15 protein-coding genes are annotated in these 15,757 nt (G+C 63.7%); 9 read left to right on the top strand and 6 right to left on the bottom strand.

Annotation, left to right across the window (positions count from 1 at the left end):
• Positions 1–1,202: 1,202 nt before the first annotated feature.
• A complete protein-coding gene (gene rpsT, locus MTX19_RS39180; protein ID WP_280981924.1) occupies positions 1,203–1,472 on the bottom strand; it encodes a 30S ribosomal protein S20 in 270 nt (89 codons plus the stop codon).
• 358 nt (positions 1,473–1,830) lie between these two features.
• On the opposite strand from rpsT, the gene MTX19_RS39175 reads away from it, so the two are divergent.
• The 3 genes from MTX19_RS39175 to MTX19_RS39165 all read left to right on the top strand — a co-directional run bounded on the left by MTX19_RS39175 (position 1,831) and on the right by MTX19_RS39165 (position 3,807).
• Complete coding sequence (locus MTX19_RS39175; protein ID WP_280974600.1) at positions 1,831–2,148, top strand: hypothetical protein; 318 nt, start codon at positions 1,831–1,833, stop codon at positions 2,146–2,148.
• Positions 2,149–2,281: 133 nt separating this feature from the next.
• On the top strand, positions 2,282–2,938 hold the full coding sequence (gene msrA / locus MTX19_RS39170; protein WP_280981923.1) for a peptide-methionine (S)-S-oxide reductase MsrA: 657 nt from the start codon (positions 2,282–2,284) through the stop codon (positions 2,936–2,938).
• Between the two features lie 134 nt (positions 2,939–3,072).
• Positions 3,073–3,807, top strand: coding sequence for a polysaccharide biosynthesis/export family protein (locus MTX19_RS39165; RefSeq protein ID WP_280986156.1), 735 nt, complete (start codon positions 3,073–3,075; stop codon positions 3,805–3,807).
• 119 nt (positions 3,808–3,926) lie between these two features.
• Here MTX19_RS39165 and MTX19_RS39160 read toward each other — a convergent pair whose 3' ends face one another.
• Genes MTX19_RS39160 through MTX19_RS39150 form a run of 3 tightly spaced genes read right to left on the bottom strand, consistent with a single transcriptional unit; the run spans position 3,927 to position 5,767 of the window.
• Positions 3,927–4,598, bottom strand: coding sequence for a dienelactone hydrolase family protein (locus tag MTX19_RS39160; protein ID WP_280981922.1), 672 nt, complete (start codon positions 4,596–4,598; stop codon positions 3,927–3,929).
• A gap of 42 nt (positions 4,599–4,640) precedes the next feature.
• Positions 4,641–4,982, bottom strand: coding sequence for a hypothetical protein (locus MTX19_RS39155; protein ID WP_280981921.1), 342 nt, complete (start codon positions 4,980–4,982; stop codon positions 4,641–4,643).
• A complete protein-coding gene (locus tag MTX19_RS39150; RefSeq protein WP_280981920.1) occupies positions 4,979–5,767 on the bottom strand; it encodes an alpha/beta fold hydrolase in 789 nt (262 codons plus the stop codon). The genes MTX19_RS39155 and MTX19_RS39150 overlap by 4 nt, the downstream gene beginning before the upstream one ends.
• Positions 5,768–6,073: 306 nt before the next feature.
• Here MTX19_RS39150 and MTX19_RS39145 point away from each other — a divergent pair, with 306 nt between their 5' ends.
• The 4 genes from MTX19_RS39145 (at position 6,074) to MTX19_RS39130 (ending at position 11,694) form a co-directional block, all read left to right on the top strand.
• A complete protein-coding gene (locus tag MTX19_RS39145) occupies positions 6,074–6,565 on the top strand; it encodes a (2Fe-2S)-binding protein (protein WP_280981919.1) in 492 nt (163 codons plus the stop codon).
• The gene (locus MTX19_RS39140; RefSeq protein WP_280981918.1) at positions 6,562–8,847 is read left to right on the top strand and encodes a molybdopterin cofactor-binding domain-containing protein; all 2,286 of its coding nucleotides are present in this window, start codon (positions 6,562–6,564) and stop codon (positions 8,845–8,847) included. The genes MTX19_RS39145 and MTX19_RS39140 overlap by 4 nt, the downstream gene beginning before the upstream one ends.
• A 207-nt stretch (positions 8,848–9,054) precedes the next feature.
• Entirely contained in the window at positions 9,055–10,149 is a 1,095-nt protein-coding gene (locus tag MTX19_RS39135; RefSeq protein ID WP_280981917.1) for an HD domain-containing phosphohydrolase, read from the top strand.
• A gap of 255 nt (positions 10,150–10,404) precedes the next feature.
• On the top strand, positions 10,405–11,694 hold the full coding sequence (locus MTX19_RS39130; protein ID WP_280981916.1) for a cytochrome P450: 1,290 nt from the start codon (positions 10,405–10,407) through the stop codon (positions 11,692–11,694).
• A 100-nt stretch (positions 11,695–11,794) separates the two neighbouring features.
• Here MTX19_RS39130 and MTX19_RS39125 read toward each other — a convergent pair whose 3' ends face one another.
• The gene (locus tag MTX19_RS39125) at positions 11,795–13,375 is read right to left on the bottom strand and encodes an AMP-binding protein (protein WP_280981915.1); all 1,581 of its coding nucleotides are present in this window, start codon (positions 13,373–13,375) and stop codon (positions 11,795–11,797) included.
• Between the two features lie 239 nt (positions 13,376–13,614).
• On the bottom strand, positions 13,615–14,025 hold the full coding sequence (locus tag MTX19_RS39120) for a VOC family protein (RefSeq protein ID WP_280981914.1): 411 nt from the start codon (positions 14,023–14,025) through the stop codon (positions 13,615–13,617).
• Between the two features lie 149 nt (positions 14,026–14,174).
• On the opposite strand from MTX19_RS39120, the gene MTX19_RS39115 reads away from it, so the two are divergent.
• Together MTX19_RS39115 and MTX19_RS39110 are read left to right on the top strand one after the other, a co-directional pair.
• Positions 14,175–15,146: a tripartite tricarboxylate transporter substrate binding protein gene (locus tag MTX19_RS39115; protein WP_280981913.1), complete on the top strand. Its 972-nt coding sequence runs from the start codon at positions 14,175–14,177 to the stop codon at positions 15,144–15,146.
• Between the two features lie 217 nt (positions 15,147–15,363).
• The gene (locus tag MTX19_RS39110; protein WP_280985781.1) at positions 15,364–15,639 is read left to right on the top strand and encodes a DUF3551 domain-containing protein; all 276 of its coding nucleotides are present in this window, start codon (positions 15,364–15,366) and stop codon (positions 15,637–15,639) included.
• Positions 15,640–15,757 lie beyond the last annotated feature (118 nt).

The following is a 15,757-nucleotide window of genomic DNA, read 5'->3' as shown; positions in this document are numbered from 1 at the left end:
TGCCTTCGTACTTCCAAGTCTGAGAGATGTTTGTTGCGAAAGCGCCGCGCAGCTTCCTGCGACGGCGCGACCTCTAGCGGGTGCTGTCTGCTCCAGACAAAGACCTCCCGTGTGACGACAATGCGTCACCTGTCAGATCAGCTGTTTGGAGAAGAAGCGTCTCGCGAGGTCAGCGCGTACTCGACGGTCTCTGCGAGCCAGAGCCGGAGTCCGAGGGGTTGATTACGACACCATTGGAAATCTGCACTCCAGCGGTCGCGTTGTCGACTGCAGTGATGATCCCGTAAATCATAACCCCTCCCCCTCCCGCCGCGACGTATCACGGCAAGCTATCAGCTTGCTGGTGTCTTCAAATTCAGTTGCCGCTACCGAACACCGAAATGCCCGGCGCTGCGCCGCCGCGTATCTTCCTCGTCAACCCGTCCGCTCGCTTCGCGTTCCAGCTGCCAGACTCTGACGATCTTTCCTGGTCTCTCTTGTTCGAGGTGTCCGGGAAATCCCGCTGCCTCGCCGGAGGAATTTTGACACAGGTCGACCGTCCTCATATCGCTATGAGTTGTCAATCTAGCTTCGCTTGGAGAGCGTCGCTAACGCGCACACCGCCGCCGATTTGCACGTCCGCCCTTGGGTCTCAAACCGCGCTGATCTGGAGAGCCGTGGGCGTCGCGGACAACAAACAAATACACCAAGCGGATTTCCTGACAATCCGTGGATTCGACGGAGACCAAGACTCTTCGCGACTGTTGCGGAGCTGCAAATGCGAAACTGCGAAAGCAAGTTTTTGAATCCGCGCGCAGAATCGCGCGTGTCACAGACGGCGGTGTAATACTAAAAAATTTTCATAGAAAATTTACATTCGCTCTCGCGGTGGTCGATTTTCCAATCGCTCCTCAGCACTATGTGCATAAGTAATTCGCGAAGCGTGATTTTTCACGATTACTTTTACAGGGTAACTCCCGTCCCGCAGTTTTTCGAAGCGGATGTCGCGCGCCATTCCATCTACCTTGCGTAGCGTGAGAAGATTGCGCTTAGGCTTAACGCGTCGAGCAAATGCACCTGTAAAAATACGGATGCGACGAAACACAACGCGCGCTCGGTTGCGCAGCAGCACAATCCTTCTTGCGTGACGAAACTACTCTACGCACACAAACAAAAAGCCCGGCGCGAGCCGGGCTTCGTGAGAGATGTGTTTTTTGGTCAGCTCACTTCGCAGCGAGCTTCGCGATCTGGTGCGACAAACGCGACACCTTCCGGCTCGCGTTGTTCTTGTGAATGATGTTCTTCTGCGCGGCCTTCATCAGTTCGGGCTCGGCGCGCGTCATCGCCTTCAACGCTGCATCGCGGTCGCCGCGCTTGATCGCCTCCTCGACGGTGCGAACCGCGCCACGCATCTGCGTGCGACGCGACTTGTTGACGATGGTGCGGCGGGCAATCTTGCGGGTCGCCTTCTTGGCGGAAGTGGTATTGGCCATGGTCTCAACTGTCCTTCGGCGGTGATCGCTCGGTGGTCGGGCTCGCGCGCACCGGCCGGTTCAAATCTCTACTCGGGTGTATTGTCCAAGGGTGTTCTTGAGGCGGCCATGCCAGGGAGCGGAACGCTCCCCCCACATGCGGCACTGTCCAAAGAACAGCGGCGGCAGGATTGCGCCCGCCGCCATCGGCCGGTCTTATAGATGTCGCAGCCCCCAGCGTCAACGCTTTCCGGGCCCAAAAAGGGCCCGAAATTGGGCTTGCGATGCCCGGATAAGGTCCTGAAGAGGTTGAATTTCCGGGAGGCGCCCGGTAAGGCCTGACGACGCTCGGGGCGCGACAGGGAAATTGGGGTGACGCATGATCCGCGGTTTTTTCCGTCTCATCGGCCTCGTGCTGCTGGCCGGCGGATTCATCTTCCTGGTCTATGACGGCGCCCGCTACGTCGCCGACCAGAGCCTGCGGTTCACCCGGTTCGGCCAGTTCTGGAATGACATCCACCAGTCCAGCCAGCAGGCGTTCCGCGTCTGGGTGGAAAGCCACGCGCCGTGGCTCTGGAACGGCGTGATCAGGGTCGTCCTCGACCAGCCGGTATTCGCGGTGCTCGGCATTGCCGGCATTCTCTTGATGGTTCTGTTCCGGCCCCGCAAGCCGCTGATCGGTTACACGCGGGACTGAGCCGCCATCGCCGCCGCCAGCCGCCGGGTAACGGGGCTGCCATCGCCAGCGTAAGGACTTATATAATCGTATAATCGGCAGCCGGCCCGCAGGCCCTCGCCGCGTCGGCCGATGTTCTGCCTGGAGGTGATCCATGTTGTTCATGCGCAAGACCACTGCGTTGCCGAGCGCCGCCGAGGCGCTGCCGGGCCGCGCGACGCCGATCCCGACCGCCACAACCCATTTCGTCAATGGCAGCAAGTTGAAGCCGCCTTATCCGCAAGGCCTCGAGCAGGCCGTGTTCGGGCTCGGTTGCTTCTGGGGCGCGGAGCGCAAGTTCTGGGAGCTTGGCGACGGCATCTACACCACCGCCGTCGGCTATGCCGGGGGCCACACGCCGAACCCGACCTATGAAGAGGTCTGCTCCGGTCGGACCGGTCACACCGAAGTGGTGCTTGTGGTGTTCGATCCGACGAAGATGTCCTACGAGAAGCTTCTGAAAACATTCTGGGAGAACCACAACCCGACCCAGGGCATGCGGCAGGGCAACGACATCGGCACGCAGTATCGCTCCGCGATCTACACCTTCAGCGATGCGCAGCGCAAAACCGCGGAAGCATCCAGCGCGATGTATCAGAAGGCGCTCGCCGCCAAGGGCCTCGGCGCCATCACCACCGAGATCGCGCCGGCCGGCGAGTTCTACTTCGCCGAGGACTACCATCAGCAATATCTTGCCAAGAATCCGGCGGGCTATTGCGGGCTCGGCGGCACCGGCGTGTCCTGCCCGATCGGCGTCGGTGTCACCGCCTGATCGCACTTTGAATCAACGGGAGGCCGGGTTCGGCTTCCCGTTTCTCCGTTCGATCTTGCCCGAAAACCCTTTGTTAACCATAACCGGTGCAAGACTGGGGCTGTCTCGCTGTGGGGGATGGTCCGGTGCAGGTTGTGCACGCGTTACGATTGCCGATCACTGCCGTCACGACGGCGCTCGCGCTGTCGGGCTGCATGAGCACGTCCGGCCCGGTGGCCGTCGGCCCGCAAGGGAGTCTCGATTCCGTCGCCTATGGACAGACCTATGCGCAGGCTCCGGTCGCGGATGCGAGCGGTGGCGGCGCCATCAGCGCGATGCGCGCGGCCTTTGCAAGTTCCCCTCGCGGCTATGTCGCGCCGGCCGCCGCCCCGGTCGTCTACTCCGCGCCATCAGGGCCAGCCCGCTACGACAACGCTTATCATCTCGATGCAGGCGACAGGCTGCGCGTCGTGGTCTACGGCCAGGAAGGCCTCACCAACACCTATGCGATCGACGCCGCCGGTGCGATCACGATGCCGCTGATCGGCACGGTGCCGGCACGCGGCCGCACCCCGGCCGGGCTCGCCGCCGAGATCACTGGCCGGCTGCGCAACGGCTTTATCCGCGAGCCTTCGGTGGCGGTCGAGATCGAGGCCTATCGCCCGTTCTTCATCCTGGGCGAAGTCGCCGCCCCCGGCCAATATCCCTACGTGCCCAACATGACCGTGGAGAGCGCGGTCGCGATCGCCGGCGGCTTCTCGCCCCGCGCCAAGCGCGACAGCGTCACCTTGACACATACCGACGCGTCCGGCTCCGGCCGGTTCGTGGTGCCGCTCGGCACCCCGATCGGCCCCGGCGACACCGTGTTCGTCAACGAGCGCTGGTTCTGATCACGACTCGTCATGCGCGGGCTTGACCCGCGCATCCATCCGCCGAAAGTCTTCCGAGAAGATGGATTGCCGGGTCTTCTGTGTGAAGACGCGCTTCGCGCTTTCGCCCGGCATAACACTCAGCGCAAATGCTTCGCGAAGAACGCCATGCTGCGCGGCCAGGCGATGTCGGCACTTGCCTTGTCGTAGCTTGCACGCTCGTTGCAATGGAAGCCGTGCTGCGCACCGGGATAGATGAAGATCTCGACCTCGGGCCGCTTCGACTTGATGGTCTCGACGTCGCTCAGGGGAATGCCGGCGTCCTTCTCGCCGAAATGCAATTGCGTCGGCACGGCCGGCTTGTCGTCGGCAAAGCGGACGATGGCGCCGCCATAATAACCGACCGCAGCGGAGAGCCCGGACAGCTTGGTCGCGGCCGCATAGGTGACGCTGCCGCCGAGACAGAAGCCGATGATGCCGACCGGGCCCACGGATTTCACCGCGTCGATCGCGGCCTGGGTGTCGCGCAGCATGGCGGCCCAGTCCGGATTGGCGACGAACTTCCGCGCGTTGGCGATTTCGTCCGGCGAATAGCCGCTCTGGAAGTTCGGCTCGATGCGATCGAAGATCGACGGCGCCACGGCGACATAACCTTCCTTCGCCAGCCGGTCGCAGACCGAGCGGATGTGATGGTTGACGCCGAAGATCTCCTGGATCACGACGATGGCGCCCTTGGGCGCATCGGCGGGATCGGCACGATAGGCGCCGAGTGCAAAACCATCCGAAGCCTTGAGCTTGATATCTTGTCCCATGGGTTGTCCTTGTTCGGTTAGGGATTGGCGATGCGTGGCGCGCTATCGCCACATCCAGTTCTCGCCCCAGTCACCCTTCCAGCCGGCAAGCCGCCCCTTGCGGAATTGCAGATAGAGACGGTCGTGGTGTGGAAACAGCCCACTGCCGCCGATATCGCGAAAGGCCAGGAAGACTTCCTCGCCGGGCGGCCCGCTGACATGGGTGAAGGGTGTGCCGAGCGCCCGCCGTGCCTCGTCGAGGCCCATACCGAACACCAGCGGCGTGTTGTTCGACAGTGTTGCGGCGAACGAGGGCGTGGCCGAGCCGCCGAACGACGGCAGCTTCTGAGCGCTGGCGGCCGTGCCGCCGGCTGCCAGCAGCAAGGCAACGAAGATCGCCTTCACGATGCAGCCTTTCCCGGCGCGTCAGCTTTAAGGCCGTCCAGGAACGGCAGCACGGCTTCGATGAAGGCCTGCGGCTGATCGATGTTGACGGCGTGGCCGGCGTTCGGGACCACCACCTTGCGCGCGCCCGGAATTTTCGCCGCCATGTAGTCGGAGGCGGCCAGGAACGGCGTATCGTCGGCGCCGACCACGACCAGCGACGGCACTTTGATGTCGGGCAGGGATTCGATCACCCGCGCATCGCGTTGCGCCAGCATGCCGCGCGCGGCGAGCGCCAGACCCTTGGCATTGCGATGCGTCACGGACGAGCGCTCAGGGCTCAGCGACTTCAGCACCTCAAGCCCCTCGCGCTCAAACCGGTCGCCGGTGTCGCGGGCGCGCTTGTTCCAGACCTCGCGCGCATCGTCCTTCTTGAAGCCCGGGCCGGTGTCGATGATCAGGAGCGCCCGCACCCGCTCCGGGTGAGCGCGATGGAAGGCAAGCGACATGTAGCCGCCGAGCGACAGGCCGCCGACGATCGCCTTGTCGGCGTCGACGGCATCGAGCAGACCAGCGATGTCGCCGACCGTCAGGGCCTCGCTGTAGCTTGCGGGATCGTCGGGATAGTCTGACAGGCCGTGGCCGCGCATGTCCCACAACACCAGCTTGTGGTGTTTCGACAATGCCTCGATCTGGCCCTGCCACATCGCCGAGGTTGACGAATAGCCGTGGGTGAGGATGAGCGGCGGGCCGCTACCGTAGACCTCGTAGTGGATGTTGACCCCGTCGCGATTGAGCTTTGGCATGTTGGCTTCCCGATTTCCCAAGGCAGCCCGATCCTAACGCGATCCATTCGCCGTTGAGAAATACGCAGACGGCAGAGGATGCCGGCAAACTGGTCTGTCATTGACATCGCGGTGACAGATCTGTGCCGCATCGCACAATCGTTCGCTTCAAAAAACTATTCTCTTCGAACAGTTCCAAATTGAATTGCCTCCCGACGGTAACCGGATCATTGTCACGGCAACTGTCGCTGACCCGGTGGGCGCCAGCCACGACCCAAAAAGTGAGTTGCCGCCGTAAGCGGCTTCATGCACCGGAAGGGGAGAGAGATGCCTAATCTCAATATCAACGGACGGAATATGTCCGTCGAGGCGGCACACGACACGCCGCTGCTATGGGTCATCCGCGAGCAATTGCAGATGACCGGCACCAAGTTCGGTTGCGGCGCGGGTCTCTGTGGCGCCTGCACGGTCCACCTCAACGGCGAAGCGGTGCGGTCCTGCCAGACCTCCGTCGCCGACGCCGTGGGCAAGAAGATCGTCACCATCGAAGGGCTCTCCGCCAAGGGCGATCACCCCTTGCAGAAAGCCTGGATCGCCGAGCAGGTCCCGCAATGCGGTTACTGCCAATCCGGCCAGATCATGCAGGCGGCAGCCTTGCTGTCGAAGAACTCCAACCCGACGAAGGATGAAGTGGTCGCGCATATGGACGGCAATCTCTGCCGTTGCATGACCTACTCACGAATCCAGAAGGCGATCATGCGCGCAGCATCCGAGATGCGCACCGCGTCGGCCACCGGAAGCGACCGGAGGCCCACATGAATAGCCACGTGAAAATTCCGCAAGGCACATCCGCCGACCTCAGCCGCCGTTCCTTCCTGGTCGGCACCGCGGCAACCGGCCTCGTGCTCGGCTATGCCGCCGTTCCCGGCATCGATCAGGCCCTTGCCGCGGCGCCCGCCCATTTCGAGCCGACCGTCTGGTACGCGATCGGTCACGACGGTCTCGTCACCGTGACCTGCGGCAAGGCCGACATGGGCCAGCACATCGCCTCGACTATGGCGCAGATCGTGGCCGAGGAGCTCGGCGCGAACTGGAAGGACATGCGGGTCCAGCTCGCCTCCAATGATCCCAAGTTCAACGATCCCGTGCTGGGCGCGCAGATCACCGGCGGTAGCTGGTCGACGATGATGAACTTCGATGCGATGAGCCGCGCCGGCGCGGCGGGCCGCATCGCATTGACCGAAGCCGCAGCAAGCGCGATGGGCGCGCCGGCCGGCGAACTGGTGGTCCGCGATTCCGTGATCAGCCATCCGAAGTCGAAGAAGTCGATGTCGTTTGCCGACGTGGTCAAGAGCGGCAAGGCGACCAAGACCTTCACGGCTGACGACCTCAAGGCGATCAAGCTGAAATCGCCGGAGCAGTACACGATGATCGGCGTCTCGGTGCCGCAGATTGACATCCCCTACAAGACCAACGGCACCGCGAAGTACGGCATCGACGTCATGCTGCCTGGCATGGTCTATGGCGCCCTGGTCACGCCGCCGGTCCGCTACGGTGCCACCGTGAAGTCGGTCGACGACTCCGCGGCCAAGAAGGTGCCGGGCTTCATCAAGGCCGTCACGATCGACGACAAGACCGGCACGACGACCGGCTGGGTGGTCGCGGTGGCCCACACCTACGCCAATGCCCGCAAGGCGGCGGCAGCGCTCAAGATCGACTATGACGGCGGTCCGAACGCGAAGCTGTCGAGCGAGTCGTTGCTGACCGAAGCCAAGCGGCTGCAGGGCCTCAGCGATTCCGGCCAGTTCTTCGTCAAGGACGGGGATCCGGATGCAGTGTTCGGCTCGGCGGCCAAGGTGATGGAGGCGGAATACACCACCAACATCAATATCCACTGTCCGATGGAGCCCATGAACGCGACGGCCGAGTTCAAGGGCGACATCCTGCACGTCTATTCCGGCAACCAGTTCGCGACACGCACCGGGGCGATCGCCGCGGGCGCGGCGGGGATCGATCCGAAATATGTCGTGATGCACCAGATGTGGCTGGGCGGCGGCTTCGGCCGGCGTCTCGACGCTGACATGATGGTGCCCGCGGTGCAGGCGGCGAAGGCCGTCGGCAAGCCGGTCAAGGTGATCTACTCGCGCGAGAACGACATGACGATGGATTTCTCGCGTCCGCTCACCTACCAGAAGATCAAGGCCGGCATGGACGGCGATGGCAAGCTCGTCGCGCTCAGCCACGACGTGGTCTCGGCCTGGCCGACCGCGCGGTGGGGAATCCCCGATTTCCTGTCGCCTTCGGTCGATAAGAAGGGGCCGCTCGACGCCTTCACGGTCAATGGCGCGGACTTCTTCTACACCGTGCCCAACCACTATGTGCGGGCGATCAAGAACGAGATGGCGCACAACGCCACCCCGTCCGGTCAGCTTCGCTCGGTGGCCCCGGGTTGGACCTTCTGGGCGGTCGAAAGCATGATCGACGAGATCGCGCATGCGACCGGCAAGGATCCGGCCCTGTTCCGGGTCGAACTGCTCGACGGCAAGGGCAAGAACGATGGCGGCGCGCAGCGGTTGCGTAACACGCTGCTCGCCGCGATGGGCCTTGCCGGCTACGGCACCAAGAAGCTGCCGAAGGGTGAAGGCATGGGCGTGGCCTGCGTGTCGTCGCAGGAACGCGCCACCGCCAGCTGGACCGCCTGCGTCGCCCACGTCGCGGTGGCGCCGTCGGGCGAGGTGACGGTGAAGAAGCTGACGGTCGCAACCGACGTCGGCACGCAGGTGAATCCCGACGGCATCCGTGCCCAGGTCGAGGGCGCGGCGCTGTGGGGCATGTCGCTTGCGCTGTTCGAGAAGGCGACGTTGAAGGACGGCGGCATCGAACAGACCAACTTCGACAGCTACACGCCGCTGCGGATGAGTCAGCTGCCCGAAGTCGCAGTCAACGTCATCGCCAATGGTGAAAGGGCGACCGGCGTCGGCGAGCCCGCGGTGACGGTGGTGGCGCCGGCGATCGGCAACGCCGTCTTCAACGCGGTCGGTGCCCGCGTCCGCGGCCTGCCGATCTCCGCGGAGGCGGTGAAGGCGGCGATGAAGGCATAAGGCTCGTCAGCCACCCAAAAAAGAAAATCCGCCGAGAACCTTCTCGGCGGATTTTCCTTGTGCGCCCGCGCTGATTCTGTTGCCGGATGATGTGGTCCTTCAAATTGTAGCCATTGCGCTCAATCACCGTTCAGCATCCCCATTAAGTCGGAGGGAATATCTCGTCGGGTAGCCTTGGCCGTCGGTCGTTACCGCGACGGGGAATCCATGACTGCCTTAGCCAACAAGACTTCGAAGCGCCGTTTGCTGCTGGCGTCTGATCGAAGCGATCAGAGCAACGAACTCGCCAGCATCCTGCGGTCGGTAGGAGAGGTCGATACTATCCCGACCTCGGAAATTCCCGAGCGCCCGGCCGGCGATCTCTCCGGCATCGTGGTCGACATCAACCTCCGCTCACCGGAGAGCGTGCAGCTCGTGCGCGCCAAGCTGCAGGGCGAGGCCTATCGCGAGATGCCGCGGCTGTTCGTGCTGGCAGACGCGCTGCACCACGCCTCGATGCAGGCCTGGGCGCTCGGCGCCACCGACACGATCTCGCGGCCGTTCGATGCGCGCGGCATTCTGCAGCGCATCCGCGCCGCATTCCCCGATAACAGCGGCTACGACGAGACCGACCGCGGCAAGGCGCTCAACCGCGGCGTCGAGGCGGCGCACGGGGTGATGGTCAAGATCTTCGAGCGGATGCGCGCCGGCGAGCCGCTGAAATTCGACGACATCGTCGCCGCCGAAAGCAAGATCCTCAAGGCGATAAAGCACAACTCGCTGCGCGAATGGCTGACCGCCGTCGGCTGCCATCACCAGGAGACCTACCGTCACTGCCTGTTCGTGACCGGCTTTGCGGTGGCGTTCGCCCAGCATCTCGACATGCGCGAGGACGATCAGCGGCGGCTTGCCCGTGCCGCCCTGCTGCACGATGTCGGCAAGGCCTTCATTCCGGTGGCGCTGCTCGACAAGCCCGGCGCGCTGACGGTCGAGGAAATGGCGGAGATGCGCGAGCATCCGCGCCGAGGTTACGAGGCGCTGGCCGCGCAAGGCGGCTTCCCGCCGGAAATGCTCGACGTGATCCTGCACCATCACGAATTCCTCGATGGCACCGGTTATCCCAACGGCCTCAGCGGCGACCAGATCAGCGACATCGTTCGCGTCACCACGATCGTCGATGTCTATGCCGCGCTGGTGGAGAAGCGCGCCTACCGGCTACAATTCACCCACGCCAAGGCGTTCTCCATGATGGAGGAGATGGGCGGCAAGCTCGATCAGCAATTGTTGCAGGCGTTCCGCCCAGTGGCGTTCGGGCATTACTAAGCGATCCGCCGTCGCCCCGGAACGACGGCCTGGCGCTAAAGCGCGATGAGATTGCGTTGAATCGTCATCGCGCTTTAGCTCCTTGTTTGAGCATGATCTCCGCGCAAACGCGTTCCGCGTTTGTCGCGAGGGAAAACCGCTTAACACTTTCCGGATCGCGCTCCGGCCATTCAACGCAAGTCCCTGGCCTTGCCGCCGCCTAGATGTCGGTGAAGATCGGCGTCCCTGACAGGCGGCCACCGGCGAGGGCGACCCATGAATACGACAGCAACCGGAAGTCTCGACATTCCCGCCGACATCGCGGCGACCCTCGTCGATCCCGTCGCCTATGCCGATCACCGGATCCATGACAGCTATCGCTGGCTGCGCGCCAACAATCCGCTCGGCATTGCCCAGCCGGACCGGTTCGATCCGTTCTGGGTCGTCACCAAGCACGCGCATATCCAGGCGATCAGCCGGCAGAACGAGCTGTTCCACAATGCCGACCGCCCGACGACGCTGACAAATCAGGCGGTCGAGGAGCGGGTCCGCAAGATCACCGGCGGCCCCAATCTGGTGCGCTCGCTGGTGCAGATGGACGCGCCCGACCATCCGAAGTACCGCGCGCTGACGCAGGGCTGGTTCATGCCGGCCAATCTCGGCAAGTTCGAAGGGCGCGTCCGCGAGATTGCGCGGGCCACGGTGCAGCGCATGCTGGCCAAGGGCGGCGCCTGCGATTTCGTCGCGGACGTCGCGCTCGGCTATCCCTTGCATGTCATCATGGAGATCCTCGGCGTGCCCGAGGCGGATGAGCCGCGGATGCTCAAGCTGACGCAGGAGCTGTTCGGCCCGCAGGATCCCGACACGGCGCGCAGCCGGGAGGCGCTGAGCGCGGAGCAGTTTTCGATGATGATGCAGGCGGTGGTCGGCGACTTCTCCGCCTATTTCCGCAAGATCACCGAGGATCGTCGCCGCAACCCGCGCGACGATCTCGCCACCGTGATCGCCAACGCGAAGATCGGTGGCGACTACATGCCCGAGCACGACGCGACCAGCTATTACATGATCGTCGCGACCGCGGGCCACGACACCACCTCGTCCTCGACCGCTGGCGCGGTCTGGGCGCTGGCGGAAGATCCGGCCGAGTTTGCCAAGGTCAAAGCCAATCCGGAATTGATCCCGGGCTTGGTCGACGAGGCGATCCGCTGGATGACGCCGGTCAAGCATTTCATGCGCTCGGCGACCGCGGACACCGAGCTGGGCGGCCGCAGAATCGCGAAGGGCGACTGGCTGATGTTGTGCTACGCCTCGGGCAATCGCGACGAGGAGGTGTTCGAGGATCCCTATCGCTTCCGCAGCGACCGCAAGCCCAACCGCCACGTCGCCTTCGGTTACGGCGCGCATCTCTGTCTCGGCCAGTATCTGGCAAAGCTCGAGATGCGCATCCTGTTCGAGGAGCTGCTGCCGCGGCTGAAGTCGCTCTCGCTCGATGGCGAGGTGAAGATGACGCAGGCCTATTTTGTGAATGGGCCGAAGAAGCTGCCGATACGGTTCGAGGTAAATTGAGATTTCACGTCATTGCGAGGGGCGAAGCGACGAAGCAATCCGTCGTCCCGCATGCGCTGAACCATGGATTGCTTCGCTTCGCTCGTAATGACGGAGGCGGCTACTCCAGCATCTTCCGCAGCTCCGCCTTCGCGACTTTCTCCAGCGTCGAGCGCGGCATCTCGTCGACGAAGCGGATTTCCCTGGGCACTTTGAAGTCGGCGAGTCCCGAACGGCAGGCGGCCATGACCTTGTCGTGCAGGTCGGCCGGCAATGCGGCGACGCCGGCCTGCGGGATGATGAAGACGACCGGCACCTCGTCCAGCATTGGATGCTTCTTCGCCACGACCGCGGCCTCGCGCACGCCCGGCACCACGGCGATCACCTGCTCGATCTCGGACGCCGCGACATTCTCGCCGCCGACCTTGAGCATGTCCTTGGCGCGGTCGCCGAACTTGATGTAGCCGCGGTCGAGCAGGGTGACTCGGTCGCCGGTGATGAAATAGCCGTGCTCGTCGAAGCTGTCGCGCGTGGCCTTCTCGTTGTGCAGGTATTCGGTGAACAGCGACAGGCCGGGAATGCCCCTGATCAGCAGGTTGCCGGTCTCGCCGACGGCGGTCGGCGTGCCGTCGTCATTGACGATGCGGATCTCGTATTCGGGTGCAGCGCGGCCGATCGACATCGGCGTGTTGGGCTGGTCGACCTCGCCGATGATGCCGTGGGTGATGGTCTCGGTCATGCCCCACCAGCCGATGATCTTGACGCCGAACACGGCGAATGGCGGCGGCTCGTTCACCGCGGTGCCCCAGAGCCGGAACTTGTGATTCTTCGGGATCTCGTGCTCGAGCAGCGCCTTCATGCAGAACGGGATCGTCGAGGTCCAGGTGCAGCCGTGCTCCAGTGCCACCGGCCAGAAGCGGCTGGCCGAGAAGCGCGGCTGGATCACGCAGGAGCCGCCGACCCACAGTGTCGACAGCATCGAATAGGCCAGTGCATTGGTGTGGAACAGCGGCAGATAGGTCTGGTGCACGTCTGCTGCGTGCAGGTCCTGATGCGCCGCGTTGATCTTGGCGCCCCACAGCGCGTTGGCATGCGTCCACAGCACGGCCTTCGGCCGCGACGTCGTGCCGGAGGTGTATTGCACGCTGCACGGCGCCAGCGGATCGGTCGGGCGTCGCGGCCGGTCGGCGCTGTCGGCAAACAGCGATTCAAAGCTGTCGCCGCGTGCGGGCGCCTGCGCGGGCGGTTGCCCCGCGTCGTGCGCGATCACGGCGATCCAGCGCAGGCTCTTGCTGTTGGCGGCGACCAGTTCGGCATAGGCCGGCTGGGTGATGGCTGCGACCGCGCCGCAATGGCCCGCGAAATACTCTATCTCGGCGGCTGCCGAGCGGGTGTTGGTGGTGACGGCGATGGCGCCGAGCTCGACGCAGGCGAACCACGACAGAACGGCCTCGATGCAATTGTCGAGATGAATCAGGACATAGTCGCCCTGCCTGATGCCACGTTTGGCGAGGCCGGCGGCCAGCGCGCCGACACGCTCATGGAATTCGCCGTAGCTCCAGCGCCGCGCCGGCGCGTCGAACGGGGCCCAGATCAGGAACGGGTGATCGCGGCGCACCTCGGCGCGCATCTTCAGCAGCCATGGCACGTCTAGCCCTGCGAACGGTCCCACGATGCCTGGCGCTGGCTTCGAATTGGTCATGTGTCCTCCCGCGCAGCTTCAGTGGCTGCTTGCTTGTTGTCGGGGTCTTTCTGCCATCGGAAGAGGTGGCGCGCAAATCGGGATTGCGGGCGTCCCTCGTTCCCGTCATTGCGAGCCAACGGGTCGCGCGAATGCGCGCCCGATGACAGGCTCCGCGAAGCAATCCATACCTCCTCACCGGAAGTATGGATTGCTTCGTCGCTTCGCTCCTCGCAATGACGTGGAGAGGTCAAGCCGCGTCAGTCCTCATACGACGAGATCTCGATCAGGCTGCCGTCCGGGTCGCGGCAATAGACCGAGCGCAGCGTGCCGCGCGCGCCCTGCTTGGCCACCGGACCTTCCTCGATCCTGACGCCACTGGCCTTGAGATGCGCGACCACCTCCTCGGGCGTGCTCGTGGTGAGGAAGCAGAGGTCGTCGCTGCCCACCGTCGCGTGATCGGCGGTGAACCACTCGACCTTGTCGGCATCGCGCGGCCGCACATTGATCTTCTGGTTGCCGAACACCAGCGAGGTGCGCGGCGTCTTGCCCTTGCCGGGATCGAACACCTTCACCTCCATGCCGAGGATCCTGCTGTACCAGGCAACCGAACGGACGACATCCGTGACGTTGATCACGAGATGGTCCAGCGCATTCACCTTGACCGACATGATCGATCCTTTCGGCCTAGTCTTTTGTCGCGGTCGCCTGCATATGTGTCGCACTGGCCGCATCAGACATTGTTTGTTAAAACCTCGGCGCACGCAATTCAACAGAAACGGGCAGGGAGCCAAACCCTGTCGTATCGGGAGAAAACTTCATGATTTCACGCCGCGCCGCGCTGGGCCTGATCGGGTCGGGAATTTCGACATTTGCGATCGGCCGTGCATCCGCAGCCGATTATCCGGCGCGGCCGGTGCGCTGGATCGTCGGCTATCCGCCGGGCGGCGCTACCGACATCATCGCGCGTCTGATCGGGCAGCGGCTGTCGGAGAAGCTCGGGCAGCAGTTCGTGATCGAGAACAAGCCGGGCGCCGGCAACAACATCGGCACCGAAGCCGCGATCAACGCCGAGCCTGACGGCTATACCGTGTTTCTGGTCAATCCGGCGAACTACATCAACGCCTCGCTGTACGCGAACCTGAAGTTCAACTTCGTGCGCGACATCGCGCCGATTGCATCCTTCAACCGCGTGCCGAACGTGATGACGGTCAACAAGGACGTCCCCGCCAAGAACGTTGCCGAGTTCATCGATTATGTGAAGGCCAACCCCGGCAAGGTCAACATGGCCTCCTCCGGCAACGGCACGTCGGTGCATCTCTCCGGCGAGATGTTCGTGTCGATGACCGGCTGCAAGATGCAGCACGTGCCCTATCGCGGTGCCGCGCCTGCGATCACCGACATGCTGGGCGGTCAGGTGCAGGTGATCTTCGACAACATGCCCTCGATCATCCAGCACATCCGTTCCGGCGCGCTGCGCGCGCTCGGCGTGACGACGGCAGAGCGTTCGTCGCAACTGCCCGACGTGCAGGCGATCGCCGAGACGGTAAAGGGTTATGAAGCGAGTGCGCTGTTCGGCATGGGGGCGCCGAAGAACACACCGAAGGAATACATCGCCAAGCTCAACAGCGAGATCAACGCCGTTCTCGCCGAGCCCGAGATGAAGAAGCGCCTGGTCGAGCTCGGCGGCGACCCCTTGATCCAGACGCCGGAAGCCTTCGGCAACGACATCAAGGCCGAGACCGACAAGTGGCAGAAGGTGGTTCAGTTTGCCGGTTTGAAGGTCGAGTAGGCGCTTTGCGAGCCGCACAACGACCCGGCTGACGCGTCGCTGTTTCCATCGGGCCGAGTCCTGCCGCACCGCGGGCTCGGCATTCCCCTGCGTCATGGCGGAGCTGCGAACCGATGCAGCGTGCTCGCGCTGGCCAGCAGTGGAATAAATCGGCATAAAGGAACCTTAATCCGGTGCGTCGCGCTATCTCTTGCGGCGCGTGAGAGGAGGTTGGATCATGCGTGCATCGCGATTGGCAATGCTCGTGGCAGGAGCAGTGATGCTCACCGGTATCGCAAGCAGCAGTCCTGCTTCTGCCGATCCTTACGACTATCCGTGGTGTGCGCAGGGCCCGAGCCTGGGCTATCCCGGCGAATGCGCTTACCGGACCTACGAGCAGTGCCTCGCGAGCGTGTCCGGCCGTTATCTTTATTGCGGGGAAAATCCGCGCTTCCTGTTTCGCGAGCCGCCGGAGCCGCGCCGGTATTATCGCCGGCACGCTCGTCCGTACTGACATGCGGTTGTGACGTGATCACGGGGCCGCGCGAACGTGCGGCGCGCGGCATGCCGCTGACGATTCCTGACGTGGATGCTGCCACGATCCGGCGCGTTTGACGCGATCGTGAAGCCGA

The organism is Bradyrhizobium sp. ISRA464 (assembly GCF_029910095.1).
In the GTDB taxonomy this organism is placed as follows: Bacteria; Pseudomonadota; Alphaproteobacteria; order Rhizobiales; family Xanthobacteraceae; genus Bradyrhizobium.
Note: the sequence above shows the minus strand (reverse complement) of the source record. Positions and strands in the feature narration are given on the sequence as shown.

Coding starts and splice junctions, on each gene's coding strand:
- rpsT (WP_280981924.1), bottom strand. CDS start 1,472: ATGGCCAATACCACTTCCGCCAAGAAGGCGACCCGCAAGATTGCCCGC.
- MTX19_RS39175 (WP_280974600.1), top strand. CDS start 1,831: ATGATCCGCGGTTTTTTCCGTCTCATCGGCCTCGTGCTGCTGGCCGGC.
- msrA (WP_280981923.1), top strand. CDS start 2,282: ATGTTGTTCATGCGCAAGACCACTGCGTTGCCGAGCGCCGCCGAGGCG.
- MTX19_RS39160 (WP_280981922.1), bottom strand. CDS start 4,598: ATGGGACAAGATATCAAGCTCAAGGCTTCGGATGGTTTTGCACTCGGC.
- MTX19_RS39150 (WP_280981920.1), bottom strand. CDS start 5,767: ATGCCAAAGCTCAATCGCGACGGGGTCAACATCCACTACGAGGTCTAC.
- MTX19_RS39145 (WP_280981919.1), top strand. CDS start 6,074: ATGCCTAATCTCAATATCAACGGACGGAATATGTCCGTCGAGGCGGCA.
- MTX19_RS39140 (WP_280981918.1), top strand. CDS start 6,562: ATGAATAGCCACGTGAAAATTCCGCAAGGCACATCCGCCGACCTCAGC.
- MTX19_RS39135 (WP_280981917.1), top strand. CDS start 9,055: ATGACTGCCTTAGCCAACAAGACTTCGAAGCGCCGTTTGCTGCTGGCG.
- MTX19_RS39130 (WP_280981916.1), top strand. CDS start 10,405: ATGAATACGACAGCAACCGGAAGTCTCGACATTCCCGCCGACATCGCG.
- MTX19_RS39125 (WP_280981915.1), bottom strand. CDS start 13,375: ATGACCAATTCGAAGCCAGCGCCAGGCATCGTGGGACCGTTCGCAGGG.
- MTX19_RS39120 (WP_280981914.1), bottom strand. CDS start 14,025: ATGTCGGTCAAGGTGAATGCGCTGGACCATCTCGTGATCAACGTCACG.
- MTX19_RS39115 (WP_280981913.1), top strand. CDS start 14,175: ATGATTTCACGCCGCGCCGCGCTGGGCCTGATCGGGTCGGGAATTTCG.
- MTX19_RS39110 (WP_280985781.1), top strand. CDS start 15,364: ATGCGTGCATCGCGATTGGCAATGCTCGTGGCAGGAGCAGTGATGCTC.